The organism is Bacillus sp. MYb56 (assembly GCF_002976445.1).
GTDB lineage: Bacteria > Bacillota > Bacilli > Bacillales > Bacillaceae_G > Bacillus_A > Bacillus_A mycoides.
In genome coordinates this window covers 1-25,264 of the sequence record NZ_PCOH01000025.1, presented here as the reverse complement: position 1 = coordinate 25,264, position 25,264 = coordinate 1, and the positions used below count along the sequence as shown (strand labels likewise).

Annotated in this window: 28 protein-coding genes and 4 pseudogenes; 11 read left to right on the top strand and 21 right to left on the bottom strand. The window is 34.8% G+C overall.

The genetic code is table 11. The features are described 5' to 3' along the window. Window positions 1-50 precede the first annotated feature (50 nt). The 4 genes from rfbF to CQ058_RS23465 are packed head-to-tail and all read left to right on the top strand — an operon-like array spanning window position 51 to window position 4,031. Window positions 51-818 (top strand): glucose-1-phosphate cytidylyltransferase, encoded by a 768-nt coding sequence (rfbF, locus tag CQ058_RS23480; RefSeq protein ID WP_002014025.1) that lies wholly within the window; start codon window positions 51-53, stop codon window positions 816-818. Window position 819: 1 nt separating this feature from the next. Then, entirely contained in the window at window positions 820-1,875 is a 1,056-nt protein-coding gene (gene rfbG / locus CQ058_RS23475) for a CDP-glucose 4,6-dehydratase (RefSeq protein ID WP_033708046.1), read from the top strand. A gap of 12 nt (window positions 1,876-1,887) precedes the next feature. Next, window positions 1,888-3,111, top strand: a complete 1,224-nt coding sequence (locus tag CQ058_RS23470) for a class I SAM-dependent methyltransferase (protein WP_002190206.1) — start codon at window positions 1,888-1,890, stop codon at window positions 3,109-3,111. Further along, window positions 3,108-4,031: an NAD-dependent epimerase/dehydratase family protein gene (locus CQ058_RS23465; protein ID WP_002190207.1), complete on the top strand. Its 924-nt coding sequence runs from the start codon at window positions 3,108-3,110 to the stop codon at window positions 4,029-4,031. Before CQ058_RS23470 ends, CQ058_RS23465 begins: the two co-directional genes overlap by 4 nt. Here CQ058_RS23465 and CQ058_RS23460 read toward each other — a convergent pair. Continuing rightward, window positions 4,000-4,785 (bottom strand): glycosyltransferase family 2 protein, encoded by a 786-nt coding sequence (locus tag CQ058_RS23460; protein WP_080019314.1) that lies wholly within the window; start codon window positions 4,783-4,785, stop codon window positions 4,000-4,002. The two genes, CQ058_RS23465 and CQ058_RS23460, sit on opposite strands and share 32 nt — an antisense overlap. A 344-nt stretch (window positions 4,786-5,129) precedes the next feature. On the opposite strand from CQ058_RS23460, the gene CQ058_RS23455 reads away from it, so the two are divergent. After that, window positions 5,130-6,017: a DMT family transporter gene (locus CQ058_RS23455; protein WP_002190209.1), complete on the top strand. Its 888-nt coding sequence runs from the start codon at window positions 5,130-5,132 to the stop codon at window positions 6,015-6,017. Window positions 6,018-6,127: 110 nt separating this feature from the next. On the opposite strand, the gene CQ058_RS23450 is transcribed toward CQ058_RS23455, so the two are convergent. Next, window positions 6,128-6,982 carry a pentapeptide repeat-containing protein gene (locus CQ058_RS23450; RefSeq protein WP_002190211.1) on the bottom strand — a complete coding sequence of 285 codons (855 nt, stop codon included), beginning with the start codon at window positions 6,980-6,982 and terminating at the stop codon, window positions 6,128-6,130. A 195-nt stretch (window positions 6,983-7,177) separates the two neighbouring features. Between CQ058_RS23450 and CQ058_RS23445 the strand changes: the two genes are divergently transcribed. Further along, window positions 7,178-7,351: a DUF1272 domain-containing protein gene (locus CQ058_RS23445; RefSeq protein ID WP_001162783.1), complete on the top strand. Its 174-nt coding sequence runs from the start codon at window positions 7,178-7,180 to the stop codon at window positions 7,349-7,351. A gap of 69 nt (window positions 7,352-7,420) precedes the next feature. On the opposite strand, the gene CQ058_RS23440 is transcribed toward CQ058_RS23445, so the two are convergent. The 7 genes and pseudogenes from CQ058_RS23440 to CQ058_RS23410 form a co-directional block, all read right to left on the bottom strand. Next, entirely contained in the window at window positions 7,421-7,897 is a 477-nt protein-coding gene (locus CQ058_RS23440; protein WP_002033314.1) for a heme-degrading domain-containing protein, read from the bottom strand. A gap of 305 nt (window positions 7,898-8,202) precedes the next feature. Next, window positions 8,203-8,769, bottom strand: coding sequence for an SGNH/GDSL hydrolase family protein (locus CQ058_RS23435; protein WP_105590003.1), 567 nt, complete (start codon window positions 8,767-8,769; stop codon window positions 8,203-8,205). 16 nt (window positions 8,770-8,785) lie between these two features. Beyond that, window positions 8,786-9,610 carry an MBL fold metallo-hydrolase gene (locus CQ058_RS23430; RefSeq protein ID WP_002190213.1) on the bottom strand — a complete coding sequence of 275 codons (825 nt, stop codon included), beginning with the start codon at window positions 9,608-9,610 and terminating at the stop codon, window positions 8,786-8,788. A 29-nt stretch (window positions 9,611-9,639) separates the two neighbouring features. Next, a complete protein-coding gene (locus tag CQ058_RS23425) occupies window positions 9,640-10,197 on the bottom strand; it encodes a DUF7010 family protein (RefSeq protein WP_033733137.1) in 558 nt (185 codons plus the stop codon). A 32-nt stretch (window positions 10,198-10,229) separates the two neighbouring features. Further along, the gene (locus CQ058_RS23420) at window positions 10,230-11,066 is read right to left on the bottom strand and encodes a phosphotransferase family protein (protein WP_002190217.1); all 837 of its coding nucleotides are present in this window, start codon (window positions 11,064-11,066) and stop codon (window positions 10,230-10,232) included. 111 nt (window positions 11,067-11,177) lie between these two features. Next, complete coding sequence (locus CQ058_RS23415; RefSeq protein ID WP_105590002.1) at window positions 11,178-11,669, bottom strand: NUDIX hydrolase; 492 nt, start codon at window positions 11,667-11,669, stop codon at window positions 11,178-11,180. Window positions 11,670-11,674: 5 nt separating this feature from the next. Next, window positions 11,675-12,424, bottom strand: a pseudogene (locus CQ058_RS23410) (Nif3-like dinuclear metal center hexameric protein). A gap of 84 nt (window positions 12,425-12,508) precedes the next feature. Here CQ058_RS23410 and CQ058_RS23405 point away from each other — a divergent pair. Next, window positions 12,509-12,718, top strand: coding sequence for a hypothetical protein (locus CQ058_RS23405; RefSeq protein WP_002014052.1), 210 nt, complete (start codon window positions 12,509-12,511; stop codon window positions 12,716-12,718). 35 nt (window positions 12,719-12,753) lie between these two features. Here CQ058_RS23405 and CQ058_RS23400 read toward each other — a convergent pair whose 3' ends face one another. The 4 genes from CQ058_RS23400 to CQ058_RS23385 all read right to left on the bottom strand — a co-directional run bounded on the left by CQ058_RS23400 (window position 12,754) and on the right by CQ058_RS23385 (window position 16,620). Next, window positions 12,754-13,653 (bottom strand): PhzF family phenazine biosynthesis protein, encoded by a 900-nt coding sequence (locus CQ058_RS23400; RefSeq protein WP_002190219.1) that lies wholly within the window; start codon window positions 13,651-13,653, stop codon window positions 12,754-12,756. 11 nt (window positions 13,654-13,664) lie between these two features. Continuing rightward, window positions 13,665-14,228, bottom strand: coding sequence for a GNAT family N-acetyltransferase (locus CQ058_RS23395; protein WP_002190220.1), 564 nt, complete (start codon window positions 14,226-14,228; stop codon window positions 13,665-13,667). Window positions 14,229-14,372: 144 nt separating this feature from the next. Then, on the bottom strand, window positions 14,373-15,875 hold the full coding sequence (locus CQ058_RS23390; RefSeq protein ID WP_105590001.1) for a class I adenylate-forming enzyme family protein: 1,503 nt from the start codon (window positions 15,873-15,875) through the stop codon (window positions 14,373-14,375). 211 nt (window positions 15,876-16,086) lie between these two features. After that, window positions 16,087-16,620, bottom strand: coding sequence for an NAD(P)H-dependent oxidoreductase (locus CQ058_RS23385; RefSeq protein WP_002128335.1), 534 nt, complete (start codon window positions 16,618-16,620; stop codon window positions 16,087-16,089). Between the two features lie 124 nt (window positions 16,621-16,744). Here CQ058_RS23385 and CQ058_RS23380 point away from each other — a divergent pair, with 124 nt between their 5' ends. Next, window positions 16,745-17,068 (top strand): winged helix-turn-helix transcriptional regulator, encoded by a 324-nt coding sequence (locus CQ058_RS23380; protein ID WP_002033301.1) that lies wholly within the window; start codon window positions 16,745-16,747, stop codon window positions 17,066-17,068. Between the two features lie 247 nt (window positions 17,069-17,315). Here CQ058_RS23380 and CQ058_RS23375 read toward each other — a convergent pair whose 3' ends face one another. The 3 genes from CQ058_RS23375 to sigI all read right to left on the bottom strand — a co-directional run bounded on the left by CQ058_RS23375 (window position 17,316) and on the right by sigI (window position 19,773). Further along, the gene (locus CQ058_RS23375; protein WP_000661861.1) at window positions 17,316-17,582 is read right to left on the bottom strand and encodes an ArsR/SmtB family transcription factor; all 267 of its coding nucleotides are present in this window, start codon (window positions 17,580-17,582) and stop codon (window positions 17,316-17,318) included. Between the two features lie 180 nt (window positions 17,583-17,762). Continuing rightward, window positions 17,763-19,058 carry an anti-sigma-I factor RsgI family protein gene (locus CQ058_RS23370; protein WP_105590011.1) on the bottom strand — a complete coding sequence of 432 codons (1,296 nt, stop codon included), beginning with the start codon at window positions 19,056-19,058 and terminating at the stop codon, window positions 17,763-17,765. Continuing rightward, complete coding sequence (gene sigI, locus CQ058_RS23365; RefSeq protein ID WP_002190225.1) at window positions 19,051-19,773, bottom strand: RNA polymerase sigma factor SigI; 723 nt, start codon at window positions 19,771-19,773, stop codon at window positions 19,051-19,053. Before sigI ends, CQ058_RS23370 begins: the two co-directional genes overlap by 8 nt. Window positions 19,774-20,289: 516 nt before the next feature. On the opposite strand from sigI, the gene CQ058_RS23360 reads away from it, so the two are divergent. Continuing rightward, window positions 20,290-20,496 carry a hypothetical protein gene (locus tag CQ058_RS23360; RefSeq protein ID WP_000834521.1) on the top strand — a complete coding sequence of 69 codons (207 nt, stop codon included), beginning with the start codon at window positions 20,290-20,292 and terminating at the stop codon, window positions 20,494-20,496. A 68-nt stretch (window positions 20,497-20,564) separates the two neighbouring features. Here CQ058_RS23360 and CQ058_RS23355 read toward each other — a convergent pair. The 3 pseudogenes from CQ058_RS23355 to CQ058_RS32390 form a co-directional block, all read right to left on the bottom strand. Beyond that, window positions 20,565-20,934: pseudogene (locus CQ058_RS23355) on the bottom strand (hypothetical protein). A 61-nt stretch (window positions 20,935-20,995) separates the two neighbouring features. Then, window positions 20,996-21,355: pseudogene (locus CQ058_RS23350) on the bottom strand (recombinase family protein); the annotation flags it as partial. Then, window positions 21,348-21,416, bottom strand: a pseudogene (locus CQ058_RS32390) (Holliday junction resolvase RecU); the annotation flags it as partial. The pseudogenes CQ058_RS23350 and CQ058_RS32390, both read right to left, overlap by 8 nt. Window positions 21,417-21,545: 129 nt before the next feature. Between CQ058_RS32390 and CQ058_RS32385 the strand changes: the two are divergent. Further along, on the top strand, window positions 21,546-21,842 hold the full coding sequence (locus tag CQ058_RS32385; protein WP_002142559.1) for a hypothetical protein: 297 nt from the start codon (window positions 21,546-21,548) through the stop codon (window positions 21,840-21,842). Window positions 21,843-23,242: 1,400 nt separating this feature from the next. Here CQ058_RS32385 and CQ058_RS23335 read toward each other — a convergent pair. Further along, a complete protein-coding gene (locus tag CQ058_RS23335) occupies window positions 23,243-23,986 on the bottom strand; it encodes a M15 family metallopeptidase (RefSeq protein WP_033728243.1) in 744 nt (247 codons plus the stop codon). 244 nt (window positions 23,987-24,230) lie between these two features. Here CQ058_RS23335 and CQ058_RS23330 point away from each other — a divergent pair, with 244 nt between their 5' ends. Beyond that, a complete protein-coding gene (locus CQ058_RS23330; RefSeq protein ID WP_002190232.1) occupies window positions 24,231-24,485 on the top strand; it encodes a SunI/YnzG family protein in 255 nt (84 codons plus the stop codon). A gap of 513 nt (window positions 24,486-24,998) precedes the next feature. Here CQ058_RS23330 and CQ058_RS23325 read toward each other — a convergent pair. After that, the coding region (locus tag CQ058_RS23325) for an LPXTG cell wall anchor domain-containing protein (protein ID WP_142396395.1) at window positions 24,999-25,264 on the bottom strand (266 nt) is incomplete at its 5' end.

Genomic DNA, 25,264 nt, shown 5'->3' with positions numbered 1-25,264 from the left:
TAAAATATGAATACTGTATATATTATAAATTTTTATTTTAGGAGGAAAAAATGAAAGCTGTTATTCTTGCTGGTGGATACGGTACAAGAATTGGGGAAGAAACACATTTAAAACCAAAACCTATGATTGAGATTGGAACAAAACCTATTCTATGGCACATTATGAGTTTGTTTAGCCATTATGGGATCACTGAGTTTATTATTTGCTTAGGCTATAAAGGATATGCAATTAAAGAGTTTTTTCTAAATTACAACTTACACATGTCAGATTTCACAATACATTTAAGCGATAACACAATTACTAGCCATTCTCATCCTATAGAACCATGGAAAGTTACATTAATTGATACTGGTCTAAATACCGAAACAGGTGGACGAGTTAAAAAGATAAAAAATTATGTTGGAGACGAACCTTTCTGTCTCACTTATGGTGATGGATTAAGTAATGTAAATATAAAAGAACTTATTGCATTTCATAAAAAACACGGAAAAATGGCTACTGTTACAGCCGTACAACCTCCTGGTAGATTTGGTTCTCTCGTTTTAGATAAACAATCTGTCACATCCTTTCAAGAAAAACCACTAGGTGATGGTGGATGGGTTAACGGTGGATTTTTTGTTTTAAATCATGATATTTTCAATTACATTAGTGGAGATAAGTCTGTTTTGGAAACCGAAACTTTAGTTCAGTTAGTAAACAAAAATGAACTGGCAGCATTTCAGCATACTGGTTTTTGGCATCCCATGGATACATTGCGCGATAAAAATAAATTAGTCGAGCTATGGGAAAATAATGACGCTCCATGGAAGGTCTGGTAATATGACTTCATCATCTTTTTGGAATAAGAAAAAAGTATTTATTACAGGACATACTGGCTTTAAAGGCTCATGGCTCACCCTTTTTTTAACTTCTTTAGGTGTAGAAGTAATCGGCTACTCTTCTCACCCTCCCTCAACTCCTAACCTTTTTGAACAATGTAACGCAGCAAAAGAGTGCATTACAATTGAAGGAGACATTACAGATTACGATTCTTTATTCCATGCCATAAAACAGCACAAACCTGATATGATATTTCATTTAGCAGCTCAACCAATCGTCACCACTTCATACAAAGATCCTATTGATACATTTAAAACAAACGTCTTAGGCACTGTTCACGTATTAGAAGCAGCAAAGTACGTCGAAAGCGTACGTCTCATTATTAATGTTACGAGTGATAAATGTTATGCGAATGATGGGAGCGGTAATCGAGCATTTGTAGAATCCGACCGTTTAGGGGGCTATGATCCATACAGTGCTAGTAAGGCTTGCGCTGAATTAGTTGCAACATCATATCAAAAATCTTTTTTTCACACGAACACCCTTTCACTCGCCTCAGTAAGAGCAGGCAATGTCATCGGTGGTGGTGATTGGGCAGAAAATCGCTTATTCCCAGATATCATTCGTGCATATTTACAAGACCGTCCTTTAAGTATTCGAAACAAAAATGCTATCCGACCGTGGCAACATGTTTTGGATCCTTTACATGGATATATCCTTTTAGCTGAGAAACTTTGGAAGCATAAAGAGTATGCAGAAGCATGGAATTTCGGACCAATTAACGAGGCTAACAGAACCGTCCATGATGTCATTCAATCTGTAATAAAATTATGGAATAAACCATTAACAATACTTTCTCCCACTATAAATACTCCTTATGAATCACCTATTTTAACACTCGATAGTACAAAAGCAGTAAATAAACTGGACTGGACTCCTAAGCTATCCACAGAAAATGCTATCGCTTGGACCGTTGAATGGTACGAAAAATATGCATCCGGTGAAAATATAGAATCATTCACGCGACAACAAATCGATGCATTCAAAAATTTATAAGGGGGCTATAAAATGGAACAGAAAAAATGCCGTTTTTGCCACTCATTACTAACAAATACTTTTTTAGATTTAGGCGTTTCTCCTCTCGCTAACTCATTTGTAGCTCCAGAACACTCCTATAAAATGGAGCCATTTTATCCGCTACACACGTTTGTTTGTAACTCTTGTTTACTTGTACAATTAGATGAATTTGAATCTCCCCACAATATTTTTCATGATTATTTATACTTTAGCTCTTATTCCTCCAGTTGGCTACTACACGCTAAGCAATATGTAGAAATGGCGATTAAGCGTTTCAACTTAACAAACCATTCGAAAGTGATTGAAATCGCAAGTAACGACGGGTACTTATTACAATACTTTCAAAAAGAAAATATCAAAACGTTAGGAATTGAACCAGCAAAAAATGTAGCAGAAATCGCTATCCAAAAAGGAATTCCTACTGAAGTGAATTTTTTCAGCAATGACTTAGCAAAAAAATTACCACAAGCTGATTTAATCGTCGCAAATAACGTATTAGCACACGTTCCAAACTTGCATGATTTTGTTGCCGGTTTAAAAACATTATTAAAACAAGATGGCACGATAACAATTGAATTCCCGCACTTATTAAACCTCATATCCTTTAAACAGTTTGACACAATCTATCATGAGCACTTCTCTTACTTCTCTCTTATAAGTCTTCAAAAAGTTTTAGCTCATCATCATTTACAAATTGTCGAGGTAGAAGAACTTGCAACGCACGGTGGTTCATTGCGTATTTTTGTAAACCATCACAGTGACTCATCCACTATCCATTCCAGTGTTACAAATATAATCCAAAAAGAAATAGATTACGGGCTAGATACTTTAGATTGCTATCTCCTTTTTTCTAAACGCATAGCACAATTGAAAATAAGTATTTTAAAGTTTTTTATCGAAGCAAAAGCTTTAAACAAACAAATTATCGGTTACGGCGCTCCAGCTAAAGGAAACACCCTTTTAAATTATTGCGGGATAGGAAAAGAATTTCTAAATTATACTGTAGATAAAAACCCTCACAAACAAAGTCTCCTTCTACCAGGAACCCGCATTCCAATACAATCTCCTGAAGAAATAAAACGTACAAAACCTGATTACATTCTCATACTTCCTTGGAATTTGAAAGACGAAATTATGAAAGAATGCTCTTTCATTCGTGAATGGGGCGGCAAATTTTTAGTAACGATTCCAGAAGTTGAGGTAATTGAGCCATGAAAAAAATCCTTGTAACAGGCGGTAGTGGATGGATTGGTAAATATGTTGTAAATTCTCTTATACAAAAGGGCTATGAAGTGCACGCCACTTTCCATACAAATAAGCCTTCTCACCTTTCTTGCGATTGGCATAAAGTAAACTTACATTGCGATGAAGAAGTAAAAAAACTCATTTACGACATTAAGCCTAGTCATCTCATTCATTTAGCTTGGGAAGCAGTGCCGCCAGCGTGTTATGTATCTATTAATAATTATTATTGGCTTACATCCAGTATCTCATTGATTCAACACTTTACAACATGCGGTGGAAAGCGAGTCATTGTTGCAGGTACTGGCGCAGAGTATGAATGGTTTAACGGCGTATTATTTGAAGATTCACCGCTTCTTTCCTATAAAACCCCGTATTCATTATGTAAAAACACACTACATTCCTGGCTACAATCATACGCTGGGCAAACCAGCCTCAGCGTATGTTGGGGACGCATTTTTCATATGTATGGCCCTCACGAACAAGGAAATCGGCTCGTTTCTAACATTATCACTTCTTTATTAAAAAATGAGGAAGCACTATGTACACATGGAAAACAATCAAGAGATTTCCTCCATGTGGGTGACGTCGCTGATGCTCTCGTAACAGTATTAGAACGCAATGTTACAGGCACAATCAATATCGCTTCTGGTCAATCTGTACAAATTAAAGAATTAGCTTCTATCATTGCTAAAAAGATAGGAAAAGAACATTTAATTAAATTAGGTGCGATCCCTTTCTCTAAAGATGAACCTTTATTTGTCGGCGTTAATGTAGAACGTTTAAAAACTGAAGTAAACTGGAAACCAACATACGATCTAAATACAGGAATTGAAGAAACAATTTTATGGTGGGAATCATTTATACAAAAACATACTGATATGCATCACTAAAACGTAAATCCTTCGTTCCTCTCGCTAAATCCCTATACCATTCTTCTAATTTTTCAGGTGTAATAATATGATGCGTTCCCATTCCCCCATGCTTACTAGCTTCAGAAAGAGTCGGACCAATTTGTAATTTTCTCTTTCTCATCGCATCGTTCCACGGACTAAATCCAAACCATAATATGCAAGCAAGAGGCGGATAAATCATAGATTCATGCGCGGATAAATGTCTTCCAACCGTATAACTTCCGTGTTCATGATTATGAATAAATCTACCTCTTCTCCATAACGCCCAATCTTCTGGTAAATAACCGTGAAATCGCTGTTTCATTAAAGATATTCCAAAGTTAAGGTCCGGATAATTATAGTTAAGATCATCGACCATAATAAGCCCTTCCAGCCAATACATCCTCCCTCCCAATTCATTTAGTGATTTCCAAAACTGATTTTTATCTTGCACACAAAGAAACTCAGTCGTATTTAAAATCATTTTCCATCCTTCTACTTCTTGTTCTATCCTCATCACTTCATGATCTGTCGCTAGTGCATCAAATTCTGGATTTGCAGAATCTCGTACTTCCCAGTGTGGTGCAAATTTTTTACAAATTTCAACCGAACGATCTGTTGAACCCTTATTAATTAAAATGCCATGATCAAACAGTTTCGTATGATGCACAAGCCACCACGGCAATAAATACTCTTCGTTATAAAAATGAGAAATAACAGTTGTAGTAATGTAAATCTCCTCCTCTTTCTCTATTAATCTACTTTTTCATCCTACTCTTAATATACTTATCAGTTATGTAATTGGTTTCTTTTATTTTAAAAATATGTTTTTCTACCATATACTATGCTTTCTTAGACAACCACCATTTTCTAAAGAATCAACTCCGTACAATAACCATCCTAATAAACTGAAAATTGAGTTATAATATCATTATAAAATTATGAAGGAGGAATGCGCTCATGTACTACAACACTTCATTCGAAAACGATCAACCTGTAGGCCGTCTATAATCTAAGACGGGCATCCATATAACAAGTGCACCATGCCTCGTCTTAGGGAATAAATCATAACCCTAAAAATAGACGGAGGTCATTCAAATGAAACAAACCATTTTAGGAGCTATATGTTTATCACTAGCAGCAAGTATTTGGGGCGGTATGTACGTCGTTAGTAAATACGTACTCGACTTTATTCCGCCACTTACACTCGTTTGGCTACGCTTTATTATCGCTTTTGTTGTTTTATATGCGATTTTGAAAACAACTGAAAAAAAGCAAAAGAAAAAAGTAACCATACACAAAAAAGATTGGCTATTATTCGCTTGGATTGGATTCATCGGGTATTTCATTTCGATCACATGTCAATTTATCGGAACGAAATTATCCGATGCTCATACAGGCTCCTTAGTGACATCAGCTACACCTGCATTTATGGTTATATTTGCAGCGCTCCTTTTAAAAGAGAAACTAACTGCTCGTAGACTTTTATCAACTATAATAGCGACAATCGGTGTCATTATCGTTATCGGATGGGATATTGAAATCGGCTCCTATTTTATCGGTACAATCATTTTAGTTGGAGCCGCTATTACGTGGGCTTTACTATCCATTTATGTAAAAATCGCTTCCGCTCGATTTTCATCTTTAATTATTACAACGTACGCAATATTTTTTTCACTCTTTTTCATTACACCGTGCATGGTATGGGAATTCCAAACAAATCCTATTGAACATATGAACATGTATGTAGTATTAGGCGTACTCTATTTAGGAATCGTCTCAACCGCAGGTGCATTTTTTCTTTGGAATAAAGGGTTAGAATTAATGGATGCTAGCATCGGTTCATTATTTTTCTTCTTTCAGCCTATCGTTGGTTCGCTACTTGGCTGGCTCCTGTTAAATGAGACGTTAAACAGTAACTTTTTCATTGGTGGTATCCTTATTATATGCAGTGTTATAATTACTACTTTTGAAAAGCAAAAATAGTATAAAAAAAAACAGGTAGAGACTTAGTCTCTGCCTGTTCGCATAATTGGGTCTTGATCATGGAATCCTATACAAATTGGTATACTGCTTTGTACTCCACTACATACAATTTACGCACTCCAATGCGCTGGACGAGACAACATTTCCGGTAATTTCGTATGCTTGTCTCCTCTCGCCGCGTTAATTTGAACTTGCGTAAGAAAAATACTATTTGTAAAATCTGCCCCGCGAATATCTGCATCACGCAAGTCTGCTCCGATGAGATCCGTTCCCCTTAAATTTGCATCTCGTAAATTAGCCGCAATAAGGTACGCCCCTCTTAAATTTGCTCCTTGTAAATCTTTCTTTTTCAGATTCGCTCCCATAAGGTCTGCTCCGCGGTGACTGATTCGTTTTTTACGTGCAACATTCATTTCCTTCCATACTAATTCACTCGTCTCTAAAAGGAGAATGTTCACTTCTGCACGGTGTAATGGCACATTTACTTCCATTAACTCATCTGGACTTAAATTAGAAAGACGCTCAGTCTCTTCAATTGCTTCCTTCAGCTCTTTATGAATTGTCTGCGTCGCCTTTAATAGAATAGCCTCATTCAAATACCAAAGCATTTCATGAAGTTGATGCATTACTGGAAAAGCATCATACATTTTTCTCGCATGCTGAGCATCTTTCCGCCAATCAATTCCTTTAAACGTAACTTGAGAAATCTTTTGTCCAGCGCCGAAACATTCAAACACTGTACAACCTTTATACCCTTTTCCTCTAAGATCTCTATGTATACTACATTTATAATCTGATTGTAAATTTGTACAAGGTTTACCACCATCTTTATTCACCGCAAAATCTATTGACGCTGCGAACGGTAATGCTACACAACATAAACCAAAACACTTTTCACAATCTGCTTTTAAACTATTGTGATTTGTATCCTCTTCTACATGAAAATAATCGTTATTATTAGTCAAAATATATACCCCCTGTTGTCTTTTGACTATTTCATAATATTCCAACTACAATAAATAATCAATTTTAAAATAAATAGACCTATTTCATTTCAAACAACAACATAATCCTTTTATTTCTTTTCATTTAAAAAGGACATCCACTACAATGTTAATTATAATTAAATTATGAACTTTCGAATAACAAGGAGGATTACTATGGCATTAGAAATGAAAACAAACTGTCAAATTTGCGACCATTCCCTTCAGCCTGATTCTGAAGCATACATATGCGTGTATGAATGTACATTTTGTGCACCATGTACAGAGGAAAGGCAAAATGTTTGCCCAAATTGTGGCGGCGAGTTAGTACGTAGGCCGAAAAAGAAATAATAAAAAGGCAAAAACGAACAGGAATATGTTCATTTTTGCCTTTTTATTTAACTATTAAAATTACTTCTATTATTGATTCAAATGATTTTTAACTGCTCTTATAACCAATTCATGATCTACTTCTGGTGGTAATCCTGAGACTGTTATCATTCCAATAACCCCTACATTTTTTATTTGGATAGGAAAGCATCCACCAAACGCAGCATATTCCGAGCCATCTAAACGGTATTTTTCATGATATGGAACTCCGCTTATTTCACTTTCTATCTGCATATAATACGAGCTATGATTATGCAGGGAAACGACCCGTTTTTTACGCTCAATCCATTTCGTATTTTCCTCAGTTGTCCCCGTCATCTTGAAATGAAATAATTGCACACCATTTTTGGCTATATCAACAGCAATCAATTTCCCCTCTCGCTTTGCTGTTTCAACGATATATAAACCTAATTGCAAGGCATCTTCATTTGTAAAAGAGGAAAATTGCAGTGTTTCCTCCTCTATTAATATTTGTTTACTTATTTCACTCAAATTTGAAGTACTCATATCTTTAACCTCCCTAATTGTCTTATACCACATTGGCATTTTTTAGAATTACCAGATTCTATAGTACCGTAACGCTTGTTTTCTTCTTACTGGTGCTATTATGAATTATATTTAACACATTAAAAATGTATGTACTTTAAAGTGCTATAGGTACTAAACATTTAGTACAGGAATTGTCTATTTCTGTGATTAATTAGAATATATTAAGGTGTTTGCATTTTTGCCTTGCTACAATGCCCTTGCGAAAAGATACTATATTTTACTTATGTGAATACAAAAAAAGCAAAGCGCCCAAGCTTTGCTTCTTACAGAATCCCTTTTAATTTTTCACAAATTAACTTCGCTAAATACTCATAACCTTGTGGTCCAAAGTGTAAACCGTCTTTTTCATCATCTTCTACAAATTTTTTATAATGCTGTTCTTGAATCATTTCAGCATACAAATTTAAAAAATGACTTCTTGTTTCTTTCGCCACTTCCTCAACCACGTCTGCATATTGGCCGAGTACTTCATTCGTTCTATTATGCTGTCTTTCTTCATCAACTGGTGCAGGACTAATAAGTAATACTTTTTCTGGTGAAATCATGCTTACAATCTTCTCTAAGTTTTCTTTGTATACTTGTAATGACACTTGAGAAAAAGAGACCGCATCATTTGTACCAAGAAAAACCGTTACAAAGTCTGGTTTATGCGATAGTACATCATCTTCTATCCTATTTAACGCATCGAAAGTATTATCACCTGGAACACCCGCATTAACCACTTTCCAATTTGGAAACATCTCTTGCAAACGTGGTGTTAATCTCGGTGTTCCATCAAAAAATATTTCATCAGCTGTAATACTATCGCCAAAGCATACTAACGTTTTCATTAATCTAGCACTCCTTTTACGTATGAAACAGCTTTCCTTCTATCGCTTTCATATATCTTTCAGCAGAACGTTCCACTGCCTCATTTGCATTTTCTTTTACTACTCGGTGAAAAGCATTATATAAACGATTAAATTGTAACAGTTTCACTCGATTCGCCATTTCCTCAACTTTTCTCGCCGGTAATGGAATTAAGTTTGGATAGCTATACATGAAGCTTACCCACTGCTGATCCGCTACAACTTGAATGATATCACCTGTTAATAATATACCTTTCCCATCATTTCCTTCTTCCCAATGTAATACAGAACCGCCGCTAAAATGCCCTCCGAGACGATGTACAGTAATCCCATCTGCTAATTGTAAAGACTCACCAGACCAATAAATAATACGACTACTTGGACGCATCACCCACTCTTTATCGTCTTCATGTATATAAATTGGTACATCGAATGTTTCTGCCCATTCTACTTGCGTTGAATAATAATGCGGATGGGATAGTGCAATTGCATCTAATCCGCCCCACTCTTTTACCTTCTCAATTGTCGTGTCATCTAAATAAGTAATACAATCCCATAACAAACGATATGACTCTGTTTTTACTACAAATGCCGTTTGACCGATCGCAAATTCTGGTTTTGTCGTAATACTATAAAGCCCATTTTCTTCTTCTATAATTTCATTTTTATATGTATCACTCGTTTGCAAGTTTTCTAAACTCGTCCAAGACTGCCCTTTCGGATTAACATATTGTCTCTCCTCATCACAAATAACACAACTTACCGGTTCTTCCACACTCGCTGCATACTGCACGCCACACGTTGTACAAACGAAATTATTCATAGTTATTCCCCTATCCCTTTAATTTTTTGCTAAGCTGATATTTGTTGATCGTTTTCTGCTTTTTTATTTTCAATTGATAAGCTTATAAGAGTAATAAAGTAGATAACTGTAACCGCCATAGGAATTACGATAAATCCTTTTTCCGCAAAAAGAATCCCACATACTGACGTTACTAATACAGTTCCTACTGATAATAACCCATAACTTTTACTTTCATAAATCCATACGTACGGTACAAAATGAACACCTATTAACATCGCTACTACAAAAGGTAACCACTCTGGAAATTGAAAATATGCAAGTAATACAAACGGAATATTTAATACATTTATCCCACCAATTACTCCCGCTAAAGTCCCTAGCGGATTTCCTTTCGCAAACATATCAATTTTTAATACGGCAGCTAACATTAGGCCGAAAGGAAACACACAGCCCATACCAATTAAATACACCCACACAACTTGCTTTTCTGAAAGAAAAACACCAGTTATGCTCGCTATACTCCAAAATAAAAGACCAGCTAGTATAACAGGAAATCCCTTCTTCGTTTTTTGTGCTAAATCTCTTCTTGCTTCTGAAATATTCATTTCACTATCTCCCCCTCCCAATATTTGTGCCATCAAGTCGTCTCAATTTCGCCCATCCAATAACGCCAAGCTTCTAAGTAATCTTCTAAATCTTTCGGGTGGTGTCTCAAACATGTATCTATACGCAAATATAAACCTATGACTATTTCCTCATATAAATCTCGTTCTTTTTTATGAAATATACATGGTTTTATCGCATAACCAATCACTTCTTTTGTTACATCTTCCGGAGTTGAACAGAACGCATAAATTAAATCATATAAAGGATCTCCTAAAATAGGTAACGGATCAATTACCCCATGTAACCTATTCTCTCGAAATATAAAATTATGAAATCCGAAATCACCATGTAATAAAAATGGCTGATTTACTCCGGCGTCCCTATTTGCTAGTTTAAGGACAATCCTATAATCTTCCTCACTTATGTAACGTCTTACATTTTCATAAGCTTCCATCACATTTGCCGTTAAAAATTCATTCCAAGATTGAACCGGACTTTCTTTCCATCCCCAGCCTTCTGCCCCTGGAACCATTTTATACTTATTGATAACTTCTTTTACAAGTGTACGAAGCGTACTTCGTTTATATCCTTGTTTACACGAAGTATTACCTTCAAGGAAAGAATACACGAAATATGTATGTAAAGGTTCCTTATACAAAAGCTTTGAAAATAAACTATTCTCCTCATAAAATGAGAGAAAATTAGCTTCTTCACGTATTACTTCCGCTTCATTCAGCTTTACTACATATTTTTCGTCCAACAAATATACAGTACTTGTCGTTCCTCCGTTCAACGCTTTTACGCTATTTGGATCATGTGAAATAACTTTCTCCTTAACTAGTTGTGCAGCAATTATTGAGATGTCCATTCTCTCACCCTTTAATTCCGAAGATTCCCTCAATTCAAAAGACAACTTTACTATTATTTGACAATCGCAAGAGAATCCCTTCTAACATCTTAATATTGCAGAAATTAATTTTCATTTTATCAAAACGGCTTCCTTCAAGATTTCATCATATAATTCATTCCATTTATAATGATACGCTGCACTCTCTTCTACTCTAACAAACATCCTTTTATCGGATTCATACTCACCGTCAAACTTATGCACTTCATTAATCTCCATCCGGTAGAACGGCTGACACCCTACTTTTGGATACGGACTATTTTCATTCCAATTTGGATTATCACTATGGTCAACGATAATATATCCAAATAAAGTACATTCTCCTTTTACATAACCTTCTTCCCACGCTTCTCTTTTAAAACATTCTTCTGGTAGTTCCCCTTCTTCTATATGCCCACCAGGAAAGTCCCAACCACGCTGCTCATGGTCTATCAGTAAAACCTTATTATTATGAAAACAAAAACCGTGAACACTCGTGATTCTTTCGTATTCTGGCAATATACAATCTTTTTTCCACGTTAACCTCACTTTTGATTCCCCATAATTTGCGCATATAGTTACCATCTCCCTCACTCCAAATGCTCTTCATTTAATCTAATAATCTCTATTGCACGATCTCTTTCTTTTAACTTACGAGCCAAACTTTCTACACCAAATACTTCTGTAAATGTGTGGCTTCCTACAATCAAATTGATGCCTTTAAATTTCGCATGTTGCACTGTATATAATGTTTTTTCTCCCGTTATGTACGTATCACAACCTTTTTCTAGCGCACGCTCAATAAGGTTTGTATTGTTTCCTGCACCTGTTAATATCGCAATCCGGTTTACTGGCCTGTCATGATTTTTCCAGTTCTTCACTTTCTCTTCCATTCTCTCTTCAAGTTTTTCAACTAAATTTGAAAACGGAATCGCTTCTTTATATTCTCCTATTCCCGGTAGCTCTTCTTCCTCATACGTGGAATATTCCAGTATTGTATCTATCCTAATTTCATTAAATAACGACGTACACGTGCCAAACTTTACAAAATCTAACGGCAAATGAATCCAAAAATGATTCATTTCATATTCTTTTAATTTCTCAATACAAGCCTCTTCCATACCGAATAGAAAACTCCACGGTGCATGATGTGTAACTATCATATCGACACCATTTCTATACGCTTCTTCAATTGTTTCTAGCGTCAAATTTGTCGTGTAACCTATTTTGTGAAATTCCTCTTTACTAATGTGAGTAAAGCCCTACTCGTCATCACCGTATTTATTAAGATGCTCTTCAAAAAGTGATGTAATATGTTCTTTGAACTGCGTTATATTCATTTTCATTTCTCCTTTCATTTACTTTTATATTTCAAAAATAAGGAAATACTATTTAACGACGTTACATACATATAGGAGGACAATATGAAACCTGAATTTTTAAAAGCTATACATGAAGCGATTGGAAATGTTGAGCATATTCATATAGAAGAAAGTGGTGCAGATAGTTTAATTATTCATCACGATGATGCACAGCAATTAAAACAAGTTGCTGAAACGTTAGAAAACAATAATTTCCGCTCTACTATTAGAACAGCTGGGGATGCTTCGTATATTGAAGTGTTGAACAGGTAAGAAGAAGTCCAGGTTATATACTGGGCTTCATTCTTTTATATTGAAATTTCAAACTCTTTTACATACACCGCTGTTCCAGCAATATCAATTTGTAAGTTATCATTTTCTACATCTTTCGTTACATAAACCGTTACACGACCATCTTTATTTATTTCCTGCCCTTGCTCAACGATTAACTCCAGTTCATGGTCAACATCTTTCTCCAAATACGTCGCATAATACGCTCCCATTACACCTGAAGCTGTTCCTGTCACAGGATCTTCAATCGTTCCAGAATAAGGTGATGAAAAATGACGACCGTGCATTTGCACCTGTTCATCATAAGTTTCTAGACAAACTGGATGGATAGAAGCCTTAGGTATTTCTTTTAATACCGATGGAAACGCCTCATTTTTAGGTTTCATTCTTTCACATGCATCTAGATTTTTAATCGGTACAATTACAGTCCAGTTCCCCGTACTTCCATATACAATTGGTACACTTGCATCTAAATCAGTTACTTCTAACCCGATACTATGAGCTAATTCTTCTTTTGAACCTGCAAAATCTTTAAACTGAGGTGCTGCCTGCCTCATTTTAATAAAGGTTTCTCCATTTTCATTTGCACCTATTTGTATCGGTAAAATACCTGCCTTCGTTTCAATCGTAAGATTTGTTTTTTCTTCTAATAAACCTCTTTCACGCAAGGCATATATAGTTCCAACTGTCCCATGACCACATAAATCCATTTCAAACCCTGGTGTAAAATAGCGCATTCTTATATCTGCTACTTCTGAAGAAAGAACGAAAGATGTTTCGTTAAATCCAACTTTTTCAGAAATACGCTGCATGTCCTCTTCCGTTAATCCATCCGCCTCTAATACAATACCTGCTGGATTTCCCATATTTGGTTTATTCGTAAATGCGTCGTAATGAAATACGTTTATAGTCTTCATTTTTTATCCCCTTATTTGTTCGTTTCATTATTTTTATAATAAATAAGAAAATCTGCCCACTTACCATTCCCCATAGAAAATGCCTCTCTCGTACATTCAAATGAAAAACCAGCTCTTTCTGCAAGACGAATAGATGGCTCATTATCGATATGTATATGTAATTCGATTCTATGAAATTGAAGGCCATTAAAAAATAACGGCAGCGCAGCTATTACACTTTCTGCTCCGTATCCATTTTTCCAATGTTGATTATGAATAGAGTAACCCATCATCGCCCATTGATAGTCCATACGTAAAATTTTTATAAGTTCTAGCTTTCCAATATTGGCGCCATCTTCTTTCTGAAAAATACCTAGCACATACATTTCATCCCGTCGTGCCGCCTCATCAAATCCTCTTATCCATTCCGTAAACCATTCTTTCGTTGAAGACGACATGTCATGATAGCCATCATCGTATTTATATTGAGATGGTAACCTCTTATTGAATCCATCTAACCAACTTTCATAATCCTCTTTTTGAAATGGACGGATAATCAGTCTCTCTGTCTCCACTTGTAATAGTGGCAGCTTCATTTATATCTCTTCCTTTAATTATTAATTGAATATTCTTTATCATCTTACACAAAATACAAAATCTAGTAAATTATTATGTTTTTTATAAACAAAAATCCAGTTATGGTTTATACATAACTGGATTCTTCATTATTTAATAACCTTTTATTTTACAAGAAAAACATCCCTTAATTCCCTCTTCAACACTTTCCCTAAAGCGTTTTTCGGTAATTCGTCCATAAATACAACTTCTGGTATTTTATAGCTTGCTAGTTTTTCTTTACAATGCTGAATAATCTCTTCTTCTGTTAAAGACGTTTGAATGTCCTTTACAATGTAAGCTGTTGGAACCTCCCCCCAAAAGTCATTTGGAATCCCAACTACTGCAACTTCTAAAACACCATTTATTTCATGAATTACATCTTCTACTTGATCTGGATATACGTTGTCACCACCGCGTACGATAACGTCTTTATATCTTCCCATAATATGTAGAAATCCATCATCATCTATCATACCGGCATCACCCATGTTAAACCAATTATCTTTTACTACCTTCTTTGTTGCCTCTTCATTATTCCAATATCCTTTAAACATGTACGGGCTTTTCACGTGAATCTCTCCAACTTCATTTGTTGTTAGCTCATCACCTGTTTCTGGATGAACAATTTTCAGCTCTACATGTTTCAAATTTTTCCCTACAGAAGACATTTTTTCTTTTCCCATATTTGGATGCCAAGAAGTTACTACCCAACCTTCTGTACTCCCATAACCTTGCACCATATAAATGCCTTTTTCCATATATTTTTGAATGAGTGTTTCTGGCACCTTTGTACCACCACTTTGCGCTACTTTAAAGGCCGAAATGTTGCGCTCTTTTTTATCTAATTCATCAAGCATGTAACTATAAACAGCTGGAAACGCAAGCATCGTAGTAATTTTCTCTTCTTCAATCTTATCCCAAATAAGAGTAGGATTCGAATCAGCTAAAAAGACCATCGTAACGCCATGATAAATACAATTTAAAATAGAAAGCACGCCACTCATATGAAACAATGGGTGCACTGATAAAAAGCGTTCACCTGCTGGAATTTCTCTTTGCCCCGCAATTTCAGTAAAATAATGGTGTAAGCTTTTATGACCAATTACACATGCTTTTGCCTGTCCAGTCGTTCCTGAAGTAAATAAGTAAATGGCATCATCATCTTCATGAACTTCCACATTCGGCTCTGTTATTGGCTGTTCCTTTAATTTTAATTCAAATGAGCCAAATCCTTCTTTTGTCGTCTCAATTACATAAGGAATTTCTTTAACTCCATTAATCTTTAATGCAACTTCACTAAATTCATCATCAATAACTAATACTTTTAATCTCGCTTCTTTTACAATCGATTCTAATTCATAAGCAGTAAGCTGATGATTAAGCGGAATAAATACCGCTCCAATTTTTAAGCTTGCCATCATAACGCTTGGAAACGGATGATTATTTTTGCATAGAATTCCTATACGATCCCCTCTTTCCACACCGGTATGTAACAAATAATGTGCAAGCTGATTTACTCGTTCATTATACTGCTGAAACGAATACCTTTTCTCTCCACAGATAAGCGCTTCCAAATTTGGTGACTGCATTGCTCTTTTTTGTAATAATTGTCGCATTGTTCTCAAGTAAAACTCCCCTTTATATATGTTAGGGTTTTTATTTTACCAGATTAATTATTAATTTACTAAATATTAAACTTAGTGAATTTAAATGAAGTGAATCTTTAGTCGATGTGAGGTGTTCATCCCCACTGATTATTAGTCCACACCTTACGGGCGGTTAATGCGGGATAAACAAAAATAGCCATCTACTTAACAAGTAAATGGCTATTTCTCCTTATATATTAGAAAACTCCTTATTCATCACATATTTCACATACTCAGGTGCACTTTTGTCAATCTCTTCATCACTGATTTCATATTCCGCACCATATAAATAAAATGATGGTATAAATTCCATTCCTGTATATAAGCTCGTAGCGTGGAATGGTTTCGTTAATTCATCCATTGTAATTCCGCTATTTTTATAGTCTTTTTCTAACCCACCTATAGAAATAGCTACACCAAATTCTTTCCCCTTCACTTTATCCCCTTTTGATCCGTAGGCAAATCCATATGTTAATACATCATCGAACCATTTTTTTAATAATGGTGGTGAACTGTACCAATAAAGCGGAAATTGAAATATATATCTGTCATGTTCTACTAATAGCTTTTGCTCTTCTTCAATATTAAACTCCCAATTTGGTGCCGCTTTATATAATTCATGCACCGTTATTTCATCCGAATGTTTCTCAAGTTCTTCGATCCATCTTTTATTAATTTTTGATTTTTCAATATCAGGGTGTGCTACAATTACAAGTGTTCTCATCATCTTCCATCCCCTTTTTAAATTATTCAATCCTTTACGTATTAGTATGAGTGAGTCACATATAATTGAAAAGTACGTACTTTAAAGTGCTATAGGAACCTTAAAGTACCTTTGGAGGTGTTATATGAATCAAAATGATAATTGCCCAATCGCAACGACACTCGACGTGATCGGTGGAAAATGGAAAATTCATATTTTATGTGTTTTGGCGGATGGAAAAATGCGAACAAATGAAATAAAACGAGAAATTCCAAACATTACACAAAAAGTTCTCACACAGCAACTTCGGCAACTTGAGGCTGATGGGATTATCCATCGTACTGTATATCAAGAAGTACCACCAAAGGTTGAGTACACAATAAGCGAACATGGAAAATCTTTAATGCAAATTATGGATGAACTATTTGAATGGGGAAAAGACCATCAGATCAAAAGATTACATGACTAAAAAAACTACCAAATTCTTTACATACTAGTGGGAATGGCACATCACTATCAAGCTAACAAAAAGACCCTAATAAGAAAACTTTCATTTTTATAATCCATTTAAACTTTAGCTTGATAGTGATACGGCAAGACCCTAATAAAGAAATGTATTAAACAAATTAAAAACAACAACACATACGACTAATGTTAATAAGAAAATTATAGTCGCTGAATTGCTTACTTAATTTTGAAATCTAAACAGTTACCCTTTAAGCCAAGCTTAATAATATCGCTTTTGTACGATTATCTGTTACTTCATAATAAATTTCTAATCCTTTCCGAGTACCTGTAACGACTTTAGTAGCTTTTAGTTTAGATAAATGTTGACTAATTGTACTTTGAGGCATTTGTAATGTTTCATACATTGTCGTTACGTTAATAGGACCTTTTGCAAGCATTATCTTTACTAATGATAAACGGACAGGATGCGCCAACACCTTTAATACTTCAGTGATTTCTTCATACATTTCTTTCATATTTTTTCTCCCCTTTTATATAAATATTAATGATATCCATATATATAATTCGAAAGGATATACGATTTTATGTCCGTCATTTTAAAAAATATTAAGAAATTCCTTCAGATAGAAGAAATCCCTCTGTTCAATATTCTATAGATTTTTCTTTCACTCGATATTATGTGGTAGGAGCTTTCCTTACTGAGACCCTCTACCATTGTTCCCTTGCTGGTGCCCATTATTCCCTTGCGATTCTCTTCCGTTGTTCCCTTGCCCATTCCCATTATTCCCTTGCGATTCTCTTCCGTTATTCTCTTGCTGATTCCCATTTTTCCCTTGCGATTCTCTTCCGTTGTTCCCTTGCCCATTCCCATTATTCCCTTGCGATTCTCTTCCGTTATTCCCTTGCTGATTCCCATTATTCCCTTGTGATCCTCTACCGTTGTTTTCTTGCTGGTGTCCATTATTTTCTTTTTGTGGACCTCTACCGTTGTTTTCTTGCTGATGTCCATTATTTTCTTTTTGAGGTCCTCTACCGTTGTTTTCTTGCTGGTGTCCATTATTTTCTTTTTGAGGTCCTCTACCGTTGTTTTCTTGCTGATGTCCATTATTTTCTTGCTGAGACCCTCTACCGTTATTTTCTTGCTGATTTCCATTATTTTCTTTTATTTGCTTCGGTTGCTGTTCCTTTGGTTGCTTTTGTTCTATATGCTCTTGCTTCTCGTATCTTTCTTCTTTTACAGGAGATGAATCCGATGATACATCAGGAGATGACTTTGGTTGTGAATGTATCTCCTCATCGCGCTCCTCTTGATTAGACGGCGATGCAGGTGGCGTAAGCGATTTTTTCTTCTCATTCTCTTGTTTTATATAAACGCCCGTTCCAACCCCTGCTTTCTTGGCATCCTCCCGCATTTGCACCGTACTGCTTTGATATTCAACTGTAATATGTTTTATCTCATACTCTTTCTTTAATTCTTGCATAGCCTTTTCCAACTGAGGTTCTAACGACTTGTCCTTTGTAACAGCTGTTAGCATAACTTGCTTATCATTCGTTAAGTACTTATCCTTTTGACTCTGCTTTATAATAGTACGTATTACGTCTTGCAGATGCTTATTTTCCCACCCTTTCATTTCTTTTAAAATACGCCTTCCATCATCATTACAAGCCCGCAAATCTATAACACGAAGATCTTCCGTTACGCTCGCCTCTAAACTTGGATTTATATCAACTGAGACATAAGCAAACACTTTTTCTTCCGGTTGATTGTAGAAAAACAGCAATACGCATAGAAAACCAGCAACAATTACTGTTGTAGGCTTTAAGAAAGGTGGCATTGAAAAACGCGGTGCTCTTTGCTCTTGTTCGTTAAACGAGATTTCCTCTCCAATCATGTAAGAGTGTACTTTTCTTTTAAACGTAATAAACTCTCCATTTGGAGTTAAAACAACTACGTTATGTTTCTTTATATCCATCACAATTCCTTTATTCATCATGCTTCTCCCCTCTTATATAATCCAGAATATATGTATAGTTGTTTGCAAAGATAATACACATCGCAATAATGTATTTTCGATGTCGCTCCAACGTTTTACGACTTACCCTAACACGTGGTTCAATATGTTTCAGCGGTAATTTTTTCTTTCTGAACAGCTCTTCCATCATTTTCTCGTCTTTTATAATAATCTTTACAATTTCTATTAAGTGCTCACGCGTATCACGATGCTTAGGAGATTCCTTAGCAAGCTCTGAAAATGTGATTTTAAAATCAGCTAGCACACTTTGAAAATGAAGAATTTCCTCCTTACGGTTACTATTTTCCATCTCTTTCATATACTCCGTAAGCGATACTTGTATTTCTAATATTTCCTCTTGCTTATCTTCTTTTAAAAAGACAAGATTATGCTTAGACTCCTTGCGTATATAGTCAATTACATCTCTTTTTATAAGAAGATCAGCAAACGCTAGAAAAGATTTTCCTTTTTTATATGAATACTGTTCAATTGCTTCGTTAAACGCAAACAATCCAATACTATATTCATCATCCTGTTCTGTAATGTACCTGCGGCAGACAGACGAGATTGATTTTCTAATAAACGGCTGATACTGTACGATAAAAGCTTCCTTATCTCCTCCGTTGTTTTGTATGTTAAATACGATATCTTCTATTTTCGTTTTTTTTAAGATTTTCATTACTAAACTCAACACTAGTAATCTCCCTGCCTCCTTCTGCTTCAAATAGCAAAATGGCCACTAAACAAGTGACCATTTAACCACATTTTCTTAGTACTTTTCTTTGGGCTTGTCTTCTTGCTGGTGCTCATATTTTTCGAGGCCGACTTTTTATATGACTATTTTTTCCACTTGTACTAAAGTGAAGTCTGTATTTTGTATTACTTTCTTGTTTTCTTTTGCAATACCACTTGTTCTTCTTGCTCTTTTCTATTTTAGCTGTAATCTTTGAATAACTCTTCGCTATATTTTTGGTAATTTTAGCTTTTTCTTCTACTGTTTTCTTCTACTTATATATATTCGAAGGAACAAATAATTTTATGGGGGTCAAAAAAATATTTTTTATAAAATAGTTATTTTTTCAAAAATAAAAACCATCAATTGGAAGAAACTCGTTATAACTCCTCCTTATGGTAATTCCTTTGTAAACCTTTTTATTTAAATGTACAATTGTATTAAAAGTCTAAAATTTCAGAATCGGAGGGTGGCGTCATGAAAAGTTTTGGTACGTTAGTAATCTCTACCGTCATTTCAGCAGGCTTAGTGTATTATAATATCGATTCCTTTTATAATAAATTTACATCCGGGAATACATATTACTGGGTAAACGGTATCCTAGCTGCTGGATTCCTTATATCCTTAATTATCAACATAAAAGATATCATCAAGAAAAACTACACAACTTCTGAATCAAATTAAGGAGCCTATTATGGTTCCTTTTTCTATGCAAAATAAAAAAGCAGCTGTTAAGCTACTTTGAATTCTTCTTATCCCCAAATGAAATGATATATATTCTCCCGTTACACGTTCATTAATTCCAGCGATCCTAGCGAATCTCATTAAGTCCGCCCCTTGAAGAAAATACACCGAGATCGTAACTGGTACTTGTGACCACATGAATTGATAAAGCTCATTCACTCTCTGATTCGTCGAAACGATTAAATCATTTACAGGTCCATGATTCCATGCAGAGGTTTGAACTGAAGTGAACGGAAGGTCTTTCCCATTAACCACTATTCTTACCACACTTTGAGTTATGTCCACAACAATCCCCTCCACCATTACAAAATTTAAACCTGTTTCTATACTCATATTCTTGATTAATAATAAATGTTTAAGGCAAACCCCTATTTTCATTTCTACTCAAAAACAATTTATTTGATAAAATAAAAAAGCAGCGGATTCGCTGCTTTAAAATCTACATAACTCCCTTTTCTTTTGCTCTCTCATAAAGAACCGTGCGGCTTACACCTGTAACTTCACATATCTTCTTTACTGTAAGCTTGTTTTCCTTTCGGTTTGCAAGCAGATCTAAAGCATGTTCCATATTAGGATTATCATCATCGTACTTCTTAGGGCGCCCTTTATAAACACCACGCTCTTTAGCTAGTTCAATACCTTCTCGTTGCCGCATTCGAATTAGGTCACGTTCTAACTGATTAACACCAGCCATTACAGTGAGTAGGAAAGTGCTGTATGGATTATCGCTTGTAGTATCAAACCAATTGTCTTTTAACGACTTAATAGAAGCGCCTTTTTCTTTAATTGTTTCTATGATACATTTCATTCGCTAGATTGATAAGCATTTCAAATGCCATCCCACGGTTTCCGAGTCCCATTGTTATTCCTCGCTTTCTATTAAAAGGATTATTTTGTTAAAAAATTGATTCTAATTTATAACCTCTATCTTTTTCCTTCATTTCCCATTAAAATTGAGTAAAACTATTTTGAAGACATAGGAGAAAGCTATGAAGCATAACCTCAATCTATGGTCCTTTATATGCTCTTTGATTTGCGTTGGACTATTCCGTTTATATTTTGAAATTCCACTTGAATTATTCAAATTTTTCACGGATTCATTACACATTCACCCTTTATTTATATTACTAGTTTTAACAATAGGAACTTTTTTTGCTGGCATTATAGGATTTTCTAAGATGAATAATTGGATTGCGATGCTTAGGAGTGTAGCAACAGTCTTACTAACATTGTTATTATCAGTGTTTTTAACACTAACTTTGATTGTGGGTTATGCATTAAGTTAAACGTAGTTTTTTATGAGTAAAACTCAATATTCCGTCAATAATATAGATGACATTAGATTTTTCTCCTTGTTCCCCCTTGGAGATGAGCAGTTAGTTTTTGCTAACTGCTCTTATATTTATAACAAAGATAAGATTCTTTAGAATGATTTTTCTTTATTTCTCAATATAAGGAGCCTTGGATTTCCATTAAAACTCCTGTAGTATATGAACAAAGAGTAAGGTAAGAGTTACTCTTTGCCATTTTAGGAAAGGTTCTGTTGGAAACAACAGGACCTTTTTTCGTAAAGAGATGGTTTTGTTTAATTTCTCACCACTAACCACAAAAAATATCTTATAATCGTTATATACTAAATTGAAATAATGGATTAGGAGTAGATCAAATGCCAGTTACACTAGAACTTATTCTTTTCATTCTTCTAGCAATTAGCGCTATTGGCTATTTAGTAAAAGAATTTCAAAAAACTAGGAAAAGAACACTTGGAATTTCACTAGAATTCTTGGTTCTTTTCTGGTCAATATGGAGAATATCGACTATCATAATCTGATTTGTAAAACATGAATTCCTTCGAATAAAAATCAATATTATGTCCATAATGTTGATAGGCTGTATGCCAAAATCCATTTAGTTTTCTCTGTATTTCCTTGTATTGAGCAGTTAGTTTTTGCTAGCTGCTCTTTTATTTATGAAAAAAGATAAAATTTTTTATAATGATTCTTCTTTATTTCTCAATATAAGGAGCCTTGGATTTTCATTAAAACTCCTGTAGTATATGAACAAAGAGTAAGGTAAGAGTTACTCTTTGCCATTTTAGGAAAGGTTCTGTTGGAAACAGCAGAACCTTTTTTCGTGATTTAAAGGTACTAAGACAAAATGAAATATTTACCATGAAGGTAATTGTTAAATATTTTACGCTCATACAGTATAATGGGATAGTTATTGTGTATTGGCATTAAGAGGAGCGTCCTGATTAAGCGCTTCTCTTTTTTTATAAAATAGCTCCAAATTACTTGGACACATTTACCAGTTTATTCAACACAAATATCATGTTAAAATCCCTTGTGAATACGACATAACTCAACTTGGTGAAGCCCTGTAATATTTCCTGTAGGGCTTCTTTTTTTACAAGCAGTTATTTCATTAAGCTGACTACCTTGTTGTGCAAAATAACGATTTTGTTCACTTTTTTGATACATTTATAAAACATTCATATGTTATCTTCAGTAAGTTCTATTTCTTTTATAATATTGTGTGAAGTATACAAACGAACGAAGCCTAAAAAACTCTAATGAAGTGATGAAAAAAACCTAATTTCTCTACAAAACATTGAGATATTAGGCTTTTTAATAGAAAAAGTAGCATTCATAAACAATGAATACAGTTTAACTCTTCAATTCTATTTTCACAGATTCATATATTCTTCTAAAGTCAGTTTTTCCTTATATATATTTTCAGCAATATCTCCTACATAGCGAATATGCCAAGGTTCATATGCATAACCCGTAATACTTTCCTTCCCCTTAGGATAACGAATGATAAACCCTGCACGATGCGCGTTTTCTTTCAGCCATTTTCCTTCCTTCGTATTCGCAAAGGATAGCTCTAGTTCATTGTTCGCACTTTTAGAAGAAACATCCATCGTTAACCCTGTTTGATGTTCGCTATGCCCTGGCTTTGCAGAGAAGCGATCCGTATGCTCTTGCCCTTTCTTTTTAACATTGTTGGCATACAGACCTTTTTGATACTCATAGGAACGAAATCCTGAAACAGCATTCAACTGGATCCCATCTTGCTTAGCTAAAAGGAATAGTTTTTCTAACGCTTCCGCTGCTTCTTTACGAAGATGACTCTTTTCTACCGTTCCACTAAATGAGAACGGTACATTTGGTACAACTAAATCCTCTGGCATATAGTCTTCGGGTAAACCATATTCCTTATTTACTACAGCCTGTATACTAGCAAAGGAACTTGCTATCTTATTTGAGGTCCGATTTTGCTTACTATTTTTTTCTTTATTTATGGAGTTTTCACTAGTTTCATGGTTTGTCTTATATGGTTCTTTACCAATAGATATATTGGTGTAAATGATAAAGATACCTAACATTACTACTATACAAGTTAAGGTTCCTACTAATTTAAGTCTCATCATTCATTTCCTTCCTGCAACTCCTACTGTTACTCATTCATCATACTTCAACCATATCAAATCCATATTAATTCCCTGTGAACTTTTCTTCATAACGCATTCCTTAATAGATTGATAGTATATCTTCCCTTTCTTTTGGCACCCTTAAAATATCAGCTCTATTTATACATGTAGAAAAATAATCTAAAAATTTGTATAATAAGATAAGAAGTGTAGCATTCTATTATAGAAAGGTCTTGGTATAATGCTAGGTATTGATGTCAAAAAAACAAAAGATGAGTTAATTATTTCATGGCAATTTGCGGAGGTCACGATTCCATTACGTGATGTGATTGAGGTTACCGAAGATGCTACCTATGCCGGTGTTGAAGAACCAAGTGCAATCCGTATCGGAACAGCATATGGGACAACTGATCGTATATTAATTAGAACTGTAAAACAAAATTATGTATTATTTACTACGAATAAAGTGTCGATTTTAAACGCAATTCACGCGTAACAATGAGTAGATAAACGCGCTTAAACAAAGTTCAAGTGAAATAAAAAGGTGCAAAGTCATAGAATTGACTTCGCACCTTTTTTAAAACAATCTATATGAATGAAAATTCCCTTTAACATTTCAGTAAGGCCAAAGCCACTTCTGTCACACCATACTACTTTGTGTCCCATTTATCTAAATTGAAGAGATAACGCTCTCTTTTTTTGATAAAATTATCTCTATAATGATAGCAGGAAAGGATTTGTTGCTTTATCACGGCAGAAAAAACACAGTTTGTAAAAAAAGAGCATTATATCCCCCAGTTCTCTATGAGACCTTTTGAAATAGCTAAGGGATTTTGTCTCACAGTGAATTTAGAAGCAGACACTTTGGAAGCTAAGGAAAAGAAAACAGGGAATTATTACAACAACTCAAAAATAATCAAATAGATTAAAATACTGTAAATAGGACTAAATTATTAACATAAAAATAAGCACATCTTGTAAAAAAACAGATGTGCTTATTTTTTAATTTTTATGCATTTTTACGTTTTAGGAAAATCACTCCACCAACAATTAACAATAATGCACCTGCAGCCATAGAGATCCAACTTGTAAGGTCAGCGCCTGTTTGCGGTAACCATCCAATTTTAGATTGAATTTCTTTCTTAGGTTGTGGTTGCTCTTTAGGTTGCTCTGATGTTTGAGTATTTTTATCTTGATTCGGCTGTTCTGGTTTAGGTTGTTCCGGTTTTACTTCTTTAAATTTCACCGTTTGACCCTTATCTTCGATGTCAACGT

Coding starts and splice junctions, on each gene's coding strand:
- rfbF (WP_002014025.1), top strand. CDS start 51: ATGAAAGCTGTTATTCTTGCTGGTGGATACGGTACAAGAATTGGGGAA.
- CQ058_RS23465 (WP_002190207.1), top strand. CDS start 3,108: ATGAAAAAAATCCTTGTAACAGGCGGTAGTGGATGGATTGGTAAATAT.
- CQ058_RS32385 (WP_002142559.1), top strand. CDS start 21,546: ATGAAGCATAACCTCAATCTATGGTCCTTTATATGCTCTTTGATTTGC.
- CQ058_RS23470 (WP_002190206.1), top strand. CDS start 1,888: ATGGAACAGAAAAAATGCCGTTTTTGCCACTCATTACTAACAAATACT.
- CQ058_RS23400 (WP_002190219.1), bottom strand. CDS start 13,653: ATGAAGACTATAAACGTATTTCATTACGACGCATTTACGAATAAACCA.
- CQ058_RS23425 (WP_033733137.1), bottom strand. CDS start 10,197: ATGAATATTTCAGAAGCAAGAAGAGATTTAGCACAAAAAACGAAGAAG.
- CQ058_RS23420 (WP_002190217.1), bottom strand. CDS start 11,066: ATGGACATCTCAATAATTGCTGCACAACTAGTTAAGGAGAAAGTTATT.
- CQ058_RS23335 (WP_033728243.1), bottom strand. CDS start 23,986: ATGAGACTTAAATTAGTAGGAACCTTAACTTGTATAGTAGTAATGTTA.
- rfbG (WP_033708046.1), top strand. CDS start 820: ATGACTTCATCATCTTTTTGGAATAAGAAAAAAGTATTTATTACAGGA.
- CQ058_RS23445 (WP_001162783.1), top strand. CDS start 7,178: ATGGCATTAGAAATGAAAACAAACTGTCAAATTTGCGACCATTCCCTT.
- CQ058_RS23330 (WP_002190232.1), top strand. CDS start 24,231: ATGCTAGGTATTGATGTCAAAAAAACAAAAGATGAGTTAATTATTTCA.
- CQ058_RS23440 (WP_002033314.1), bottom strand. CDS start 7,897: ATGAGTACTTCAAATTTGAGTGAAATAAGTAAACAAATATTAATAGAG.
- CQ058_RS23435 (WP_105590003.1), bottom strand. CDS start 8,769: ATGAAAACGTTAGTATGCTTTGGCGATAGTATTACAGCTGATGAAATA.
- CQ058_RS23360 (WP_000834521.1), top strand. CDS start 20,290: ATGAAAAGTTTTGGTACGTTAGTAATCTCTACCGTCATTTCAGCAGGC.
- CQ058_RS23385 (WP_002128335.1), bottom strand. CDS start 16,620: ATGAGAACACTTGTAATTGTAGCACACCCTGATATTGAAAAATCAAAA.
- CQ058_RS23380 (WP_002033301.1), top strand. CDS start 16,745: ATGAATCAAAATGATAATTGCCCAATCGCAACGACACTCGACGTGATC.
- CQ058_RS23415 (WP_105590002.1), bottom strand. CDS start 11,669: ATGGTAACTATATGCGCAAATTATGGGGAATCAAAAGTGAGGTTAACG.
- CQ058_RS23430 (WP_002190213.1), bottom strand. CDS start 9,610: ATGAATAATTTCGTTTGTACAACGTGTGGCGTGCAGTATGCAGCGAGT.
- CQ058_RS23395 (WP_002190220.1), bottom strand. CDS start 14,228: ATGAAGCTGCCACTATTACAAGTGGAGACAGAGAGACTGATTATCCGT.
- CQ058_RS23405 (WP_002014052.1), top strand. CDS start 12,509: ATGAAACCTGAATTTTTAAAAGCTATACATGAAGCGATTGGAAATGTT.
- CQ058_RS23370 (WP_105590011.1), bottom strand. CDS start 19,058: ATGAATAAAGGAATTGTGATGGATATAAAGAAACATAACGTAGTTGTT.
- CQ058_RS23375 (WP_000661861.1), bottom strand. CDS start 17,582: ATGAAAGAAATGTATGAAGAAATCACTGAAGTATTAAAGGTGTTGGCG.
- CQ058_RS23455 (WP_002190209.1), top strand. CDS start 5,130: ATGAAACAAACCATTTTAGGAGCTATATGTTTATCACTAGCAGCAAGT.